The 16,135-nt window shown below is 68.5% G+C and carries 14 protein-coding genes and 2 tRNA genes; 10 read left to right on the top strand and 6 right to left on the bottom strand.

The genetic code is table 11. The features are described from left to right. Positions 1–58: 58 nt before the first annotated feature. Entirely contained in the window at positions 59–361 is a 303-nt protein-coding gene (locus tag D3226_RS02915; protein ID WP_337248881.1) for a hypothetical protein, read from the bottom strand. A gap of 145 nt (positions 362–506) precedes the next feature. Between D3226_RS02915 and D3226_RS02910 the strand changes: the two genes are divergently transcribed. From D3226_RS02910 to D3226_RS02870, 9 genes are all read left to right on the top strand, one after another. Further along, complete coding sequence (locus D3226_RS02910; protein WP_202380900.1) at positions 507–1,199, top strand: winged helix-turn-helix transcriptional regulator; 693 nt, start codon at positions 507–509, stop codon at positions 1,197–1,199. Then, entirely contained in the window at positions 1,183–2,145 is a 963-nt protein-coding gene (mshD, locus tag D3226_RS02905; protein ID WP_202380899.1) for a mycothiol synthase, read from the top strand. Before D3226_RS02910 ends, mshD begins: the two co-directional genes overlap by 17 nt. Then, entirely contained in the window at positions 2,142–4,268 is a 2,127-nt protein-coding gene (locus D3226_RS02900) for an RNA degradosome polyphosphate kinase (protein ID WP_202380898.1), read from the top strand. Before mshD ends, D3226_RS02900 begins: the two co-directional genes overlap by 4 nt. Next, positions 4,265–5,215: an NUDIX domain-containing protein gene (locus D3226_RS14850; RefSeq protein ID WP_202380897.1), complete on the top strand. Its 951-nt coding sequence runs from the start codon at positions 4,265–4,267 to the stop codon at positions 5,213–5,215. The genes D3226_RS02900 and D3226_RS14850 overlap by 4 nt, the downstream gene beginning before the upstream one ends. A gap of 247 nt (positions 5,216–5,462) precedes the next feature. Further along, complete coding sequence (gene pstS / locus D3226_RS02890; protein ID WP_202380896.1) at positions 5,463–6,569, top strand: phosphate ABC transporter substrate-binding protein PstS; 1,107 nt, start codon at positions 5,463–5,465, stop codon at positions 6,567–6,569. 84 nt (positions 6,570–6,653) lie between these two features. Further along, positions 6,654–7,592, top strand: coding sequence for a phosphate ABC transporter permease subunit PstC (pstC, locus tag D3226_RS02885; RefSeq protein WP_202380895.1), 939 nt, complete (start codon positions 6,654–6,656; stop codon positions 7,590–7,592). Then, positions 7,592–8,713, top strand: a complete 1,122-nt coding sequence (gene pstA, locus D3226_RS02880) for a phosphate ABC transporter permease PstA (RefSeq protein WP_202380894.1) — start codon at positions 7,592–7,594, stop codon at positions 8,711–8,713. Before pstC ends, pstA begins: the two co-directional genes overlap by 1 nt. Positions 8,714–8,753: 40 nt before the next feature. Then, positions 8,754–9,533 carry a phosphate ABC transporter ATP-binding protein PstB gene (pstB, locus tag D3226_RS02875; protein ID WP_202380893.1) on the top strand — a complete coding sequence of 260 codons (780 nt, stop codon included), beginning with the start codon at positions 8,754–8,756 and terminating at the stop codon, positions 9,531–9,533. Between the two features lie 357 nt (positions 9,534–9,890). Beyond that, complete coding sequence (locus D3226_RS02870) at positions 9,891–11,690, top strand: APC family permease (RefSeq protein ID WP_202381508.1); 1,800 nt, start codon at positions 9,891–9,893, stop codon at positions 11,688–11,690. A 211-nt stretch (positions 11,691–11,901) separates the two neighbouring features. Here D3226_RS02870 and D3226_RS02865 read toward each other — a convergent pair whose 3' ends face one another. Next, positions 11,902–12,531 (bottom strand): hypothetical protein, encoded by a 630-nt coding sequence (locus D3226_RS02865; RefSeq protein WP_202380892.1) that lies wholly within the window; start codon positions 12,529–12,531, stop codon positions 11,902–11,904. A 124-nt stretch (positions 12,532–12,655) separates the two neighbouring features. Between D3226_RS02865 and D3226_RS02860 the strand changes: the two genes are divergently transcribed. Continuing rightward, positions 12,656–12,728, top strand: a tRNA-Lys gene (locus tag D3226_RS02860). A 24-nt stretch (positions 12,729–12,752) separates the two neighbouring features. Here the strand turns inward: D3226_RS02860 and pdxR are convergent. The 4 genes from pdxR to D3226_RS02840 all read right to left on the bottom strand — a co-directional run bounded on the left by pdxR (position 12,753) and on the right by D3226_RS02840 (position 16,129). Next, a complete protein-coding gene (gene pdxR, locus D3226_RS02855; protein ID WP_202380891.1) occupies positions 12,753–14,204 on the bottom strand; it encodes a MocR-like pyridoxine biosynthesis transcription factor PdxR in 1,452 nt (483 codons plus the stop codon). Positions 14,205–14,214: 10 nt separating this feature from the next. After that, positions 14,215–14,835, bottom strand: a complete 621-nt coding sequence (locus D3226_RS02850) for a LysE family transporter (protein WP_202380890.1) — start codon at positions 14,833–14,835, stop codon at positions 14,215–14,217. 85 nt (positions 14,836–14,920) lie between these two features. Beyond that, positions 14,921–14,996 (bottom strand) — tRNA-Ala (locus D3226_RS02845). Positions 14,997–15,073: 77 nt separating this feature from the next. After that, positions 15,074–16,129 carry a hypothetical protein gene (locus D3226_RS02840; RefSeq protein ID WP_202380889.1) on the bottom strand — a complete coding sequence of 352 codons (1,056 nt, stop codon included), beginning with the start codon at positions 16,127–16,129 and terminating at the stop codon, positions 15,074–15,076. Between the last annotated feature and the right edge of the window lie 6 nt (positions 16,130–16,135).

The raw sequence follows: 16,135 nt of genomic DNA, 5'->3' as shown, positions 1-16,135 counted from the left end.
AAGCAGCATGAGGCTAGTCTAGCCGAACCGTGCGCACCGCGCAGCTCGCACCAGACGGCTAGTCGACGAGCAGACCGATCACGTCGATCACGCCGATCACCAGCACAGAGCCGGCAACGCTGAACGCCACCCGGGTGATGAATCCCTCGCGCTGGGCAGTACCCAGTTGGAGGCCAAAGGTGACGAGCGTGCTCGCGCCGATCGCGAAGACCAACCACGCGAAGCGATCCTCATTGGGCACCAGAATCGTGACGAGCGTGCCGATGATGGCCGCGACCGCCCACGCGGTGAGCAGGCGCGGCACGTGCCACGAGTGCACGTCGGGCATCTCGCGTGGCTCTTCAGTCTGGGACTCAGTCACGGCCACATTCTTCCACACCCCGCCGGAAAGGGCTGCCTGATCCGGAGCTTCCTGTCTTGGGCGTGTGACCTGCGCGAAACGGAGCGGAAACGAAAGCCCCCGTAGAATGGGGTCGTTCATTGGACCGAGGAAGGGAGCCCCGCGCATGGAGCTGCTCTGCCTCACGGACCGGGATCCGGGTGAGTCACTCCCCGGCCTCGACCTCCTGCCGCACGAGCTGCGCACCTCGCCGCTCGCGCTGCACATTCCCGAGACGCTTGCCGCACGCTACGACGCGATCCTCATTGACGGCACCCTGGATGCCCGCCGCGCACGGAGCGCATGCCTGAGCCTCGCCTCGGGGGTGGCCACGCCGCGCGTGGTGATCCTGCCCGAGGTCGCACTCACCGCGCTGACGAGTGAGTGGGGGGTGTCCGAGCTGCTCCTGCCGACCGCGAGCCCGGCGGAGATCGAACTTCGCCTGCGTCTGCTCGAGCAGCAGTCAGCCACGCAGAATCCCCCGCCCGCGGTCCAGGCCGCGGGCGTTGTCATTGACGAATCAAATTTCACGGCCCGCCTGTTCGGCCGACCGCTCGATCTCACCTACAAGGAGTTCGAGCTGCTCCACTTCCTTGCCGGCCACCCTGGCCGCGTGTTCACCCGCGAGCAGCTGCTCAGCGAGGTGTGGGGCACGGACTACTTTGGCGGCACGCGCACGGTCGACGTGCACGTGCGCCGGCTCCGGGCAAAGCTCGGCGACCACGAGGGTCTCATCAGCACCGTTCGTGGCGTCGGCTATGGATTCGCGCGCGCCCGGCTCGCGGAAGACGAGGAGGACACCGATGGTGCAGCTCACTGATCTCACGTTCGGCGCCGACACGGCCCCCACCGCCGAGGCGCTCGTTGCCGCCCGGACGCTGACCGCGAGCGCCGAGGCCGCTGACGGCACGCCGCCGATCTCGGATCAGGCGATGCTCGCGGTGACGCGCGGCCAGCGCACTCTCCTGTTCTTCGGTGATGCCGCGGCGCCCAGCGCCGAGCCGATCGCGCTCGGCATCATCGGTGAGGGCGAGGTGGATCTGGTCGTGCACCCCGCGGCGCGCGGGCGCGGGGTCGGTCGGGCCGCCCTCGTCGCGCTGCTCGCCCAGCATCAGCTCGGCTCCGGTCCGCTGCGCGCCTGGGCGCACGGCGAGAACCCCGCAGCCACCGCGCTCCTCGAACGGGCAGGATTCGCGCCCATCCGTTCGCTGTACCGCATGGGGCTCGATCCCAATCTGCTGCCGAGCGATGGGCAGGATCCGCTGCAGCTCGCGCCCGGCGGGCTCGCACTCCACACCTTTGGCGAGGGAGCGAACGACGCGGCCGACTGGGTGCGCGTCAATGCGGCCGCCTTCGCCACGCACCCTGAACAGGGGCGCATGACCGAGGCGGACCTTGCGCTGCTGCGCGAGGAGCCGTGGTTCGATCCGGCAGACCTCATCCTGCTCTCCGATGCACACGGCGACGTGATCGGCTCGACGTGGCTGAAGACCGTGCGAGACGCGGCCACCGGTGCGGTCGACACCGAACTCTACGCGCTCGCGGTGCACCCCGAGAATGCCGGGCGCAGGCTCGGGCGCCTGCTGCTCGACGTGACGCTCGCGCGCATGGCGCAGCACGCACCGCGCAGCGTCACCCTGTACGTCGATGGCGACAACGAGCGCGCCGTTCGCCTCTACGAAACTGCCGGGTTCACCATTGATTCACGCAGTCGCCAGTGGGAAGCGGGCGGTCAGGGCGCCGCGGATGCCAGAATGGGTGCATGAGCGAAGAGACGCCTGAAGTCGCCACCGGTCTCGCACCACTTCCCGCGGATCGGTACATCGACCGCGAGCTGAGCTGGCTGGCGTTCAACCAGCGCGTGCTCGAGCTCGCCGAGGATCCCACCGTGCCGCTGCTCGAGCGGGCAAACTTCCTCGCGATCTTCGCGTCGAACCTCGACGAGTTCTTCATGGTGCGCGTCGCGGGGCTCAAGCGTCGCATCATCACCGGGCTCGCGGTGCCCACCAATGTGGGCCGGGCGCCCACCGATGTGCTCGCAGACATCAACCGCACCGCGTACGAACTGCAGGTGCGGCACGCGAACTGCTTCCGTGAGCAGGTGCAGCCGGCGCTCGCCGAGGCCGGCATCAAGATCGTCGACTGGGAACAGCTCGACGACGCCGACCGCGTGGTGCTCACCGAGTACTACGAACAGCGGATCTATCCCGTGCTCATGCCGCTTGCGGTCGACCCGGCGCACCCGTTCCCCTACATTTCCGGGCGCGCGCTCAACTTGTCGATCCGTGTGCGCAACACCCGCACCGACAAGATCGAGTTTGCGCGTCTCAAAGTGCCGCAGATGATCCCGCGGTACGTGCGGGTTGATCGCCGCGAGGACGCCGAGGATATTCGGTACATCCCGCTCGAGGCGCTCATCGCCAACCAGCTCGACGGACTCTTCCCCGGCATGGAGGTCATCGACCACCACGTCTTCCGCGTGACGCGCAACGAGGACATGGAGATCGAAGAGGACGAGACCGAGAACCTCATCCAGGCGCTCGAGAAGGAGCTGCTGCGCCGCCGATTCGGCCCGCCCATTCGGCTGGAAATCTCGGACGACATGGATCCCGCGACGCTCGAGCTGCTCGTTCGCGAGTTCGACATCGATGAGGAGCAGGTGTACACGCTCCCGGCGCCGCTTGACCTGTCGGGCCTGTTCGCGCTCACCGGGCTGCCCCGCCCGGACCTGAAGTTCAAACCGCACATCCCCGTGACGCACCCGAAGTTCCGCACGAACTCGCCGAGCGAGCGGCCGGACACGTTCGCCGCGATCGCCCGCCGCGAGGTGCTCGTGCACCACCCGTACGAGTCGTTTGCCACCAGTGTGCAAGCGTTCCTCGAGCAGGCGGCCACCGATCCCGATGTGCTTGCCATCAAGCAAACGCTGTATCGCACCTCGGGCGACAGCCCGATCGTTGCGGCGCTCATTAAGGCCGCTGAGGCGGGTAAGCAGGTGCTCGCGCTCGTCGAGGTGAAGGCGCGCTTTGACGAGGAGGCCAACATCACGTGGGCCCGCAAGCTGGAGCAGGCCGGCGTGCACGTCGTGTACGGGCTCGTGGGGCTCAAGACGCACTGCAAGCTCGTGCAGGTAATTCGCGAGGAGGGCGGCAAGCTCGCCCACTACTGCCACATCGGCACGGGCAACTACAACCCGAAGACGAGCCGCATCTACGAAGACTTCGGCCTGTTCACGTCCTCGCCCGAGGTGGGCCGCGACGTGACGAAGCTATTCAACGTGCTCTCCGGCTACGCGATCGAGACCGACTACAACCGCCTGCTCGTGGCCCCGCTGCAGCTGCGTCACGGCCTGCTCGAGCGAATCGAGCGCGAGGCCGCGAACGCACGCGCTGGTCTGCCGAGCGGCATCAAGCTGAAGGCCAACTCGATGGTCGACGAAGCCATCATCGACGCCCTCTACCGCGCCAGCCAGGCTGGTGTGCCGATCGAGGTGTGGGTGCGCGGCATCTGCTCGATCCGCGCGGGCGTGCCCGGCCTCTCCGAAAACATCCAGGTCCGCTCAGTGCTTGGGCGCTACCTCGAGCACTCGCGCATTTACGCGTTTGAGAATTCCGGGGAACGCGACGTGTTCATCGGCAGCGCAGACCTTATGCACCGCAACCTCGACCGCCGCATCGAGGTGCTCGTCAGCATCTCGGACCGCGAGCACCTGGAGCGGATCGACCGGTTCTTCTCGTTCGCGTTCAGTGACGATGTGTCGTCGTGGCGCATGCTGCCCGATGGCACCTGGCAGCGTCGCGTGATCAGCGAGGAGGGCGAACTGCTGCCCGATCTCCAGGACCTCGTGATGATCGACCGAACTGAGGCGAGGGCACGGAGAACGCGGTGAGCACCGAAATTCTTGCCGCCGGCACGGTGTGCTGGCGTCGCGTTCCGACGCCGCGTGGGGAGCAGCTGCACGTGCTGCTCATTCACCGCACCAAGCAGCGCGATGTGTCGTTCCCGAAGGGCAAGCTCGATCCCGGAGAGAGCATGCCCGAGGCGGCGGTCCGCGAGACCGAGGAGGAGACCGGCCTCCGCGTATCACTCGGGGTCAACCTCGGCACGATCCACTACGAGCTGAGCGGCAATCGTCAAAAAACCGTGCAGTACTGGGCCGCCGAGGTGACGGGTGATGCCGCACTCGCCTCCACGTTCACGCCGAACAACGAGGTGCAGGCGCTCGAGTGGGTGCCCGCGAATGCGGCGCGTGCCCGGCTCTCGTACAAGGCTGACCGCGAGCTCTACGATGTGTTCCTCCGGCTGGCAGAGCACGGGCTGCTCGACACCTTCTCGGTGACGCTCCTGCGGCATGCCAAGGCAGAGCCGCGCGGCGAGGATGCCCCCGTCGATCACCTGCGCGCACTCACCGCGGTCGGCGAGAAGCAGGCGCGCACCCTCGTGCCGATCCTCGCGTCCTTCGGGCCGAAGCGCATCCGCTCATCGAGTGCCAGGCGCTGTCTCGACACGGTCGCGCCGCTCGCCGCGTACCTCGACAAGCGCGTGCGCGTGTCGGAGGCGCTGAGCCAGGACTTTTGGGACGCGGGCGATCTCGCGGACACGCGCCGCCTCATGGGCAAGATCATTACGCGCGGCAAGAACACCGTGGTGTGCAGCCATCGGCCGGTGCTGCCCGACCTCGCCCGCGAACTCGTGCTCGCGACGGGCAGCGTGCCCGGCGAGTACCTCTCTGCGGCGACCGCGCTGCCTCCCGGCGGGTTCTCCGTGTTCCACTTCTCGCGGTCCCGACCCGGTGCGGGGATCTTGGCCGTCGAGACGTATCCGCTCAAGCACTGAGACGCCGCGATGTCGCGGCGAGCCGGGCGGCGAACCGAGCGCGAACGAACCCCACACGGGGGCCGGGAACTGAACTCAGGGTGACCGCGCGGGGTCGCCGCCCGGTACCGCCGTCGCACAGCCGCTCCCACTCGTTCACCCGTTGTTCACCCGCTGGCAGACCGCGCTTCACACTGCCCGCTTAGCGTGGGGGTGTGGCCGAACGAGGCCACCTCCAACATCCGCTTTCAGATTGGATCACACGCACGTGAAGCTCTCAGCACTGACCAAGGTCGCGGCCATCGGCGGACTCGCCGCGCTCACGCTGACCTCCTGCGCCGCAAACGAGTCGGGCTCGACCGCTCCGGCAGACGGCGGCAACACCAACTCCTCGCTCGCTGGCGAGCTCGTCGGTGCGGGCGCCTCCTCGCAGGGCTCGGCCCAGGAGGCATGGGTCGCCGGTTTCCAGACCACCCACGCTGACGTCACCGTGAACTACGACCCCACGGGCTCGGGCGCTGGCCGCGAGACCTTCCAGCAGGGCGCAAGCGCCTTCGCCGGCTCGGATCGCGCGTTCAAGGCCGAGGAGATCACGGCTGGCCCGTTCCAGACCTGCGCACCCGACACCGGCATCGTCGAGTTCCCCGCGTACATCTCCCCCATCGCGCTCATCTTCAACGTTGAGGGCGTGGACTCGCTGAAGCTCGACGCCGCGACCGTGGCGAAGATCTTCTCGGGCAAGATCACCAAGTGGAACGACCCCGCGATCGCCTCGCAGAACGAGGGCGTCTCGCTCCCCGACCAGAACATCACCGCCGTGCACCGCTCGGACGAGTCGGGCACCACCGGCAACTTCACCGACTACCTCGCGGCTGCGGCACCGAGCGACTGGACCGTTGGCTCGATCGAGTCCTGGCCCACCGAGTTCGGCGGCGAGGGTGCACAGGGCACCTCGGGCGTCGTTGAGGCCGTCACCAACGGCGTCGGCACCATCGGCTACGCAGACGCATCGCGCGCCGGCGAGCTCGGCACCGTCGAGATCAAGGTCGGCGAGGAGTACGTCGCATACACCCCCGAGGCCGCCGCAGCAATCGTTGACGCGTCGCCGCTCGAGGAGGGTCGCACCGACCACGATCTCGCGATCAAGCTCGACCGCACCTCCACCGAGGCCGGCGTCTACCCGATCGTTCTCGTCAGCTACCTCGTGGGCTGCGAGCAGTACGCCGATTCCGCCAACGCGGAGCTCGTCAAGGAGTACTTCAGCTACATCGTCAGCGAAGAGGGTCAGAAGGTCGCGGCTGACGCCGCGGGCAGCGCCCCGATCTCGGCGGATCTGCGCACCAAGATCAAGCCCGCCATCGACGCGATCAGCTAATCGCTCTGAGTGGGGTGCGGCTTCGGCCGCACCCCACTCGCCGTGCTTCACCCCACGAACACCCGTCACGAACCAGGAGCCCGAGTGACCACCGCTTCCGCCCCTTCCAAGCCGGTGCTGAGCCTCGGCGATCGCGTCTTCTCGCGGTCCGCGCTCTTCGCGGGCAGCATGATCCTCGTGACGCTCGCAGCCGTCGCGATCTTCCTGATCGTTCGCAGCCTCCCCGCCTTCGTCGCGACCAACGAGACTGCGTCGCTCCTCAGCAGCAACTTCTGGGCCTACGTTGGCCCCCTGGTCTTCGGCACCGTGTGGGCAGCCGCCCTCGCTCTCGCCGTGGCGCTGCCGCTCGCCATCGGCATCGCCCTGTTCATCTCGCACTACGCGCCCCGCCAGCTCGCGCAGCTGCTCGGCTACGTCGTCGATCTCCTCGCCGCCGTTCCGAGCGTTGTGTTCGGCTTGTGGGGCATCGGCGTGCTCGCCCCCGCGGCGCAGCCCGTCTACGCCTGGCTGAACGACAACCTCGGCTGGATCCCGCTCTTCGGCGGCGTCGTCACCGGCACCGGCCGCACCATCCTCACCGCGGCCCTCGTACTTGCCGTGATGATCCTCCCGATCATGACCGCGATCTGCCGCGAGATCTTCCTGCAGGCTCCCGTGCTCCACAAGGAGGCCGCGCTCGCACTCGGCGCCACGCGCTGGGAGATGATCCGGCTCGCTGTGCTGCCGTTCGGCCGCCCCGGCATCATCTCGGCAGCCATGCTCGGCCTCGGCCGCGCGCTCGGCGAGACCATGGCCGTCGCCATGGTGCTCTCCGCGACCGGCATAGTGAGCTTCAAGCTGCTCACTTCCGAGAACCCGTCCACGATCGCGGCGAACATCGCGCTCGCCTTCCCTGAGGCCTACGGCGAGAACATCAACGTGCTCATCGCGACCGGCCTCATCCTGTTCATCGTCACCTTCCTGGTGAACGCGCTCGCACGCTGGATCATCAGCCGCCGGGCAGAGTTCAACGCCGCCAACTAATGCTGCAGCAGACCGAACGGAAAGAAAAGAGGAGCGCACCCGTGGCACTCACCGTCCGCCCCGTCCATGCGGGATCAGCCCTTGCGGGCAATCGTCTGCCGCGCAGCACCCCGTGGATCGTGCTTGGCGCGAGCCTCGTCGGTTCCTTCGCGCTCTTTGCGCTGCTCGCCGCGGCAAGCGGCTCCGAGTTCTCCCTCGTTGGCGCAGTGCTCATCGGTGCCCTCGCCTACCTCGCGGTCATTACGATCCTCTCGGCCACGGTCGAGGGCGGCCGCCAGGCGGTTGACCGCTTCGTCACGGGCCTCGTGACCGGCGCCTTCCTCCTCGCGATGGTGCCGCTCATCTCGGTCGGCATCACGGTCGTCTCGAACGGTGTAGCGCGTTTCGACGCGGAGTTCTTCACCAGCTCGATGCGCAACGTCACCGGCGAGGGCGGCGGCGCACTCCACGCGATGATCGGCACGCTGCTCATCACACTCGCCGCGACGATCATCTCGGTGCCGCTCGGCCTCATGACTTCGATCTACCTCGTCGAGTACGGCCGCGGCCGCCTCGCGAAGATCATCACCTTCCTCGTCGACGTGATGACGGGTATTCCCTCGATCGTGGCCGGCCTCTTCGCGTTCGCCCTGTTCGCGGTGTTCTTCGGGCCCGGCGTGCGAATGGGTATCGTCGGCGCGGTCGCCCTCTCGGTCCTGATGATCCCGGTCGTCGTCCGCTCGAGCGAGGAGATGCTCCGCCTCGTCCCGAACGAGCTCCGCGAGGCCTCCTACGCGCTCGGCGTGCCGAAGTGGCGCACGATCCTCAAGATCGTGTTGCCCACCTCCATCGCCGGCATCACGACGGGTGTCATGCTCGCGATCGCCCGCGTGATCGGCGAGACCGCACCGCTGCTCATCACTGCGGGCTTCACCGCGTCGATGAACTACAACCTCTTCTCGGATCGCATGCAGTCGCTGCCCGTGTACGTGTACACGCAGTTCGCGAACCAGGGCAACCCGGCCTACGCGTTCTTCGAGCGCGCCTGGGCCGCAGCGCTCCTCCTGATCCTCATCGTCATGGCACTCAACCTCTTCGCACGCCTCATCGCGAAGTGGTTCTCGCCCAAGTTCGGCCGCTAACGCGGCACCCAGATTCCGCAGCCAAAGGAAAGCACACCGAATGTCGAAGCGCATCGAGGTCTCGGACCTCAACGTCTACTACTCGAAGTTCCTCGCGGTCGAGGGGGTCACGATGAACATCGAGCCCCGCAGCGTCACCGCCTTCATCGGCCCGTCGGGCTGCGGTAAGTCGACCTTCCTCCGCACCCTGAACCGCATGCACGAGGCGATCCCCGGCGCGCGCGTCGAGGGTGAGGTGCTGCTCGACGGCGAGGACCTGTACGGCGCGGGCGTCGATCCTGTGCTCGTGCGTCGCCAGGTGGGCATGGTGTTCCAGCGCCCCAACCCGTTCCCCACGATGTCGATTCGTGAGAACGTGCTCGCCGGCGTGCGTCTCAACAACCGGAAGATGTCGAGGAGCGACGCTGAGGATCTCGTCGAGAAGTCGCTCACCGGGGCGAACCTCTGGAACGAGGTGAAGGATCGCCTCGACAAGCCGGGTTCCGGTCTGTCCGGCGGCCAGCAGCAGCGTCTGTGCATCGCCCGCGCGATCGCGGTGTCCCCCGAGGTGCTCCTCATGGATGAGCCCTGCTCGGCACTCGATCCGATCTCGACGCTGGCCATCGAGGATCTCATCGACCAGCTGAAGCAGGAGTACACGATCGTGATCGTGACGCACAACATGCAGCAGGCCTCCCGCGTCTCCGACCGCACCGCATTCTTCAACATCGCGGGCACCGGCAAGCCGGGCAAGCTCATCGAGTACGACGACACGTCGACGATCTTCTCGACGCCGTCGGTGCAGGCCACGGAGGACTACGTGTCGGGCCGCTTCGGCTAAGCCCCTCCCCGCCTCCCCTTCCCGATCGGGGTCACTCCGGCACGGTGTCGCGCATCTCAGCGCGGCGACACCCTGCCAGAGTGACCCCGATCGCGTGTTTGTGCGTGGGGGTGTGTACCGCGCCACGCTCAGCGTCCGCGGCGGTAGACACCCCTGCCGCCGCGGACGTACTGTTACGTCGTGAACACTAGTGCGAACAGGTCATCTCTCGAGACCGCGCCGCAGGATCTGCCCGGGCGGCGCCGGCCCCGAGGCCTCCGCACGTGGTTGCTCGCCGAGACCGCCGAGGCCCCGGGCGAGCACACCGGCCCTCACGGCCGTCCACGCGCGCATCGCCGGGCGCACTGGTTCCGCGTCATGTGCCTCACGGGGGTCGACTACTTCTCCACGCTCGGCTATCAGCCCGCCATCGCCGCCCTTGCCGCGGGCGCCATCGCTCCGATTGCCACGATCGTGCTCGTGCTTGTCACGGTCGCCGGAGCGCTGCCCGTCTACCGCAGAGTCGCCCAGGAGAGCCCGCACGGCACCGGCTCGATCGCCATGCTTGCCCGACTGCTCCCCCGCTGGGGCGGCAAGCTCGCCGTGCTGGTGTTGCTCGGCTTCGCCGCGACCGACTTCATGATCACCATGACGCTCTCCGCCGCCGACGCCACGGCGCACCTCGTGGAAAACCCGTTTGCCCCGGAGGCGCTGCGCGGGCAGGAAGTTGTCATCACGCTCGCGCTGCTCGGCGGACTGGGCATCGTCTTTCTGCGTGGCTTCCGTGAGGCGATCCGCGTTGCAACCGCGCTTGTGGGGCTCTTCCTCGCGGCAAACCTCGTGGTCATCGCGGTCGCCGGCGCACAGCTCATCGCGCACCCGGCCCCGCTCGGCGACTGGTGGAGCGTGCTCACCACGCAGCACGGCAACCCCATCTTTGTGATTGGGATCGCACTCGTCGTCTTCCCTAAGCTCGCGCTCGGCCTGTCCGGGTTCGAGACCGGGGTCGCGGTGATGCCTCAGATTCGCGGGGACGCGAGCGACACCGAGGAGCAGCCCACCGGCCGGATCCGCGGCGCACGCCGGCTCCTCACCACGTCCGCTCTCATCATGAGCGGCTTCCTCATCACCTCGTCGATCACCACGGTTGCGCTCATCCCCGCCGCTGAGTTTCAACCGGGCGGGGCGGCAAACGGCCGCGCGCTCGCGTACCTCGCGCATCAGTTGCTCGGCGAGGGTTTCGGCACTGCCTACGACCTCGTGACGATCGCCATTCTGTGGTTCGCCGGCGCATCCGCGTTGGCGGGGCTGCTGAACCTCGTGCCGCGCTACCTGCCGCACTACGGCATGGCGCCTGTGTGGGCCCGCGCCACCCGACCGCTCGTCTTCGTGTTCACTGCGATCGCGTTCCTCATCACGTGGATCTTCCAGGCGAGCGTCGATGCGCAGGGCGGCGCGTACGCCACGGGCGTCCTCGTGCTGATCTCCTCGGCCGCAATCGCGGTGACGCTCGCGGCCCGAGCTCGCGGCCAACGCGGCGCCACTGTTGGCTTCGGCATCATCAGCCTCGTGTTTGCGTACACGACCGTTGCCAACATCATCGAGCGCCCCGACGGCATCAAGATTGCGGGGTGCTTTATCCTCGGCATTCTCGTGGTGAGCCTCGTCTCACGCGTCGCGCGCTCGACTGAGTTGCGCGCCACCGCGGTGCATCTTGATCCCACGGCTGCCAGCTTTATTGCCGCCGGACAGACGGTGCACTTGATTGCGCACGAGCCAAACGATCTCAGCCCAGAGCGCTACGCCGAGAAGCTCGCGCACGCACGCATTGCGCACGGCCTGAATGACGCCGCCCCGCTCTTCATCGAAGTGACCGTGACCGACAGCTCGGACTTCGAGGGTGAGCTGCTCGTGCGCGGCATCGAGAGGCACGGCATCCGCGTATTCGCGGTGGAATCCAGCTCGGTGCCCAATGCGATCGCGGCGGTGGCGCTCCATCTGCAGGACGCGATCGGCTGCACGCCGCACATCTACTTCCGCTGGACCGAGGGGAACCCCTTCGCCCAGCTCGCCCGTTTCCTCTTCTTCGGTGACGGCGAGGTCGCCCCGATGACGCGCGAGGTGCTGCGCGAGGCTGCACCAGATCCGCGGCATCGCCCGTGGGTGCACGTCGGCTAGCGCCGGGTTGCCGAGCTCGGCCCGACCGGGAATCTGCCCCCGGGCAGAAAGAAACCGAACCGCAGAAACGCCTCTCGGCGGAAGGCCGCTCGAAGCGGCAAAAATTGGAGCCCGGGGTTACTGCGGCCCGGCGACACTAGTGTACCTCAGGCCCTTTCGGAGCGGCAGGGGTGTGTGGCCCGCGCGATTCGCGGCCCGCACGGCGGCCCGGTCACGCGAGCGTTCCGTCTCGCCAGCGGCGCGCGCCAGCGTGCAGCTCCTGGCTGAGGGTCGAGTAGCGCAGCGCGCGCGTGGTGAGCTCGCCCGCGTGCGCATCGTCGTGCGCGTCCCGCGCGTCGGCAAGGTCGGCCGCGCCGAGCGCCATGACGCGGCAGTAGCTCGCCGCGCGCTCGAGTGCCGCCCCGAGGTCGCCCACGAACGCACCGCGGAGGATCGTGTCGCACAGCGCAACGATCGACAGCGGCGTGACCGGCTCCTGCGCGCCAGCCACGATCGGGTCGATGGTCACGGACACCTCAGAGCCGCGTCGAAACAGGTCGGCGGCCGCCTCGGGATCAGCGTCAACCACCCGACGCAGCAGGTAGAGCCGCCAGAGCACCCCGGCGAGCGAGTGCGCGCTCTGCCCGGCCCAGAGTTCTGCGATGTCGTGCAGGCCCTCACCGGAGGCAAGCCCCACGACACGGTCGACCACGGCGGGATCGGTGCCGCGGCGCACACGGTCGAGCAATGCCCACGAGGTTTCCTGCGCGAGCCGGTGCGCTGCGCCGGCCTCGTCCGAACCGATGATCCAGTCGAACGACATGCTCGGTTGCAGCACGGGTCGCAGGTGTTCTCGGCTCACGCATCTCCTTGATTCGGATCGCCCGCTCGCGCGGGCCAGCATCGGACCTGGCGAGTCTACGCCGCGCGGCCGCGCCGCGCGTGGATCGGGCGCACGGAAAAACACGATAGATTAGAACGAGTAGGGGCCTCTAGCTCAGTTGGTAGAGCATCGGACTTTTAATCCGCGGGTCGCCGGTTCGAGCCCGGCGGGGCCTACTGCGTGATGGTGCCCCGTGTCGCTCAGCGGCGCGGGGCACTGTTGTGTGCGGCGAGTGCTGCCGCGACGACGTCAATGCCGCGCAGCAGCCGGGTCGCGGGCTCAGCACCGTAGCCGATGATGAGCGCGTCCTGCTGCGTCTTCGTGAGGCGCGCACGGTAGTTGCCCACACGATCGACGAGCACACCCTGCGCGGCAAGTTCCTGCACCACCGCGTCGCCGTCCTGGTCTTCGAGCGGTACGACGACGTGGAGCCCGCCGTCGGCGCCGCTCACCGGGATCCCGAGCTCGCTCAGCCGCTCGAGCAGCAGCCCGCGTCGGTGCCCGTACTCGCGACGCGTGCGCGCGAGCTCACGCCGAAATCCGCCGCTCTCGAGGAATGTGGCGAGCCCGCTCTGCTGGATCAGGGGAAGCGGCGGCCCAACATCTTCGCGCACGGCACGCAGCTCCGTCTGCAACGCGACGCTCGCCGCGCTCTCTGCCACGAGCACGATCGCCGCGCAGCGGATGGACGGCGAGAGCACTTTGTTCAGCGTGGTGATCGTCGCGACGCCCGGGGCGAGCGATCCGAGCGCGGGCAGCAGCGCGCCCGCGTGCCGAAACTCACTGTCGTAGTCGTCCTCGATGATCAGCGTCTCGCTTGCACGCGCCCACTCGAGAATGCCGAGCCGCTCTGCCGCTGGGATGCGCCCGCCGAGGGGAAACTGGTGGCTCGGTGTGAGGAGCACCGCGTCGAGGGGCTGCCCGGCGCTCAGCGCCCGGAGGTCGTGGGCGGTTGCCCCGTCGGCGCCGACCGGCACGCGCACAATCTCCGCCCCAGCGCGCTCGAACGCGCGGATGCCCTCCGCGTATCCCGGATCCTCCACCGCGATGCGCGGCGCACGGCCGTGCACGGCACGCAGCGCGAGCGCGAGCAGCAGCAAGGCCTCCGAGGTGCCGCTCGTCACGCTGACGTCCGCCGCGGCGCAGGCGATCCCGCGCGATCGACGCGTGTGTGCTGCAAGGGCGTCACGCAGCGCGGGGATCCCGCTCGAGTCCGGTGCGTCAGAGTGCCACGGCTGCCGCGCCGCCTCCTGCATCGCGCGCACGAATTCTCGCGGGGGCGCTGCCGCAACGTGGGGTCGGCCGGGGCGCAGATCGATCGATCCCGAGCTCGCTGGCCCGTTCGAAACACTCCCCTGCTCGGGATCGGCCCCACGGCGTTCCCATTCACCCCAGCGGGGCAGCTCGGGCACCACGCGGGTTCCCGCTCCCTGCCGGCTCTCGAGAAATCCCTCGCCCACGAGCTGTTCGTAGGCCGACACGACGACGGTGCGGGACACCCCGATCGCGCTCGCAAGGGCACGGCTTGCAGGGAGCGCTTCCCCGGGCGCGATGCTCCCCGCCAGCACGGCCTCCCGAATGCGCGCGGTGAGCTGCTCTGCGATCGGGATCGGGATCCCCCGGTCCACGCTCAGCTGCGGGAAGACGTCCATGCTGCGGCGATCAGTGGACGAAGAGGAGCAGGCCGGCCACCGCGATGAAGAGCGAGCCGAACACGGTGTTGAGCGTACGCTGCCCGCGTGGGGTCGACGCATAGCGGCGGAACGGCTTCGCGGCACCCGCGAAGAAGCCCCACATCACCACAACGTCGACGCCCATCACCGTGGCGATGAGCACGAGGTACTGCGGCAGCAGCGGCTGGTCTGCCCGAATGAACTGCGGAATGAACGCCAGGAAGAAGACGACCGCCTTCGGGTTGAGCAGGTTCACCCAGAATCCACGGCGCAGCAGTTCCCAGCGGCCGGTGTTGACGGTGCGCTCAGGGTCTTCCTCGGGCTCGGGTTTCGCGACGATCAGACGCACACCGAGGTACACGAGGTACGCGGCACCGGCCCAGCGGATGCCAGTGAGTAGGGCGGGCGTGCTCGCGACGAGTACCCCGACGCCAGCGGCAACGATGAGGATGTGCACGAGGAGCGCGAGCTGCTGGCCGATCACACCCCACACCGAGCGACGCCACCCAACGGTGAGCGCATTCGACATCGTGTTGATCGCGCCGGCCCCAGGGGTCAGGCTGATCACGATCGTCGCGGTGAGCAGGGAGATCCAGAGTGCGGGGGCCACTTTCACAGTGTAATCGCCGCACGGGGCACCCTCGTTCACCGGGCCCTGAAAACCGAAGGAGGCCCCGCAAACGCGAGGCCTCCTGTGGTGGATCTGAGGGGAATCGAACCCCTGACCTTCTCATTGCGAACGAGACGCGCTACCAACTGCGCCACAGACCCTTACAGCGATCGAGTTTAGCAGGCGCGGGGTGCGCACGTAAAATCGCCCAGCAGGCGTGCGAAGCGTGTCGTGCGGGTCAGCCCGCGTTGCGGCGACGGCGGAGCACCGCGTCGAGATCGGGCATCCCCTCGCTCGTGTCGCCCACGACGCCCATACCGCGCAGGCGGCTCTGAGCGGCCTGCTGCTGAGCTGTCGCGGCAGACGACTGGGGCCGGCCCGCGGAGGGCTGCGGGGAGGCCTGAGCAGGGGCCTGAGCCGCAGGGGCCTGAGCCGCAGGAGCCTGAGCCGCGGGAGCCTGAGCTGCCGGGCGGGCGGGCGGCTGGCGCTGCGCGTGCTCGCGGGCCACCTGCTCGCGCACCTCACGGAGCAGGATCGAGTCGGTCTGGTTCACCTGAGCAGCCGGGCGCTCAGCGCGTGCACGGGCAAGCGCGCGAGCACGGGTGATGCGTTCGGCCGCAGCGCGCTGTGCGGCGGCGTGCGCCTCGGCGGCCGCGTCCGTCTCACCCGTCGCGACCGGTTCCGCCTCAACCACGGGCGCGGGCGCGACCTCACCAGGCACGTGCTCCGCAGCGATCGGCTCGACGCGCACGCGCCCCGGGGCGAGCAGCACAAGCGCGCCCAACGAGGCCAGTGCAACAAGCAGCGCGCACACGAGTAGCGCGGGGCCGCTTCCCGCGATGAGCAGGCCGATACCCACGAGCGCGCCGAGGAAGCCCATCAGGGCACCAAGCGCGGCGATCGCACGCACGCGGCGAGCGGCCGGGCGGCGCAGCATTGCCGCACGCTGAGCCGCGGCCTGCCGGCGCTGCATCTGCTGCGCGCGAATCTCCGCCCGCACGGACGCTGCGCGCGCCTCGGCGAGCTCTGCCTCGCGCTCGGCCTCCTGCTGACGCTGAGCCGTGCGGAGCAGCTTCTCGTGCGCCAGGGCCTCGCGTGCGGTGGCCTCGAGCCGCACCTCCTGCGGCACCTCACTCGTCTCCGCGAGGATGCGAAGGGTGCGCTGCAGCCGCAAAGCATTCCGCTCGGCGGCGCGGAACTCGCGGCGGCGGGCCCACGCGGGCACGAGCACGGCGGCCCAGAGCAGCGCAGCGATCACGAAGATCACTCCGCCTCCGAGCACGCCGCCAGTCATGTGCAT

The organism is Leucobacter chromiireducens subsp. chromiireducens (genome assembly GCF_016758255.1).
In the GTDB taxonomy this organism is placed as follows: domain Bacteria; phylum Actinomycetota; class Actinomycetes; order Actinomycetales; family Microbacteriaceae; genus Leucobacter; species Leucobacter chromiireducens.
Note: the sequence above shows the minus strand (reverse complement) of the source record. Positions and strands in the feature narration are given on the sequence as shown.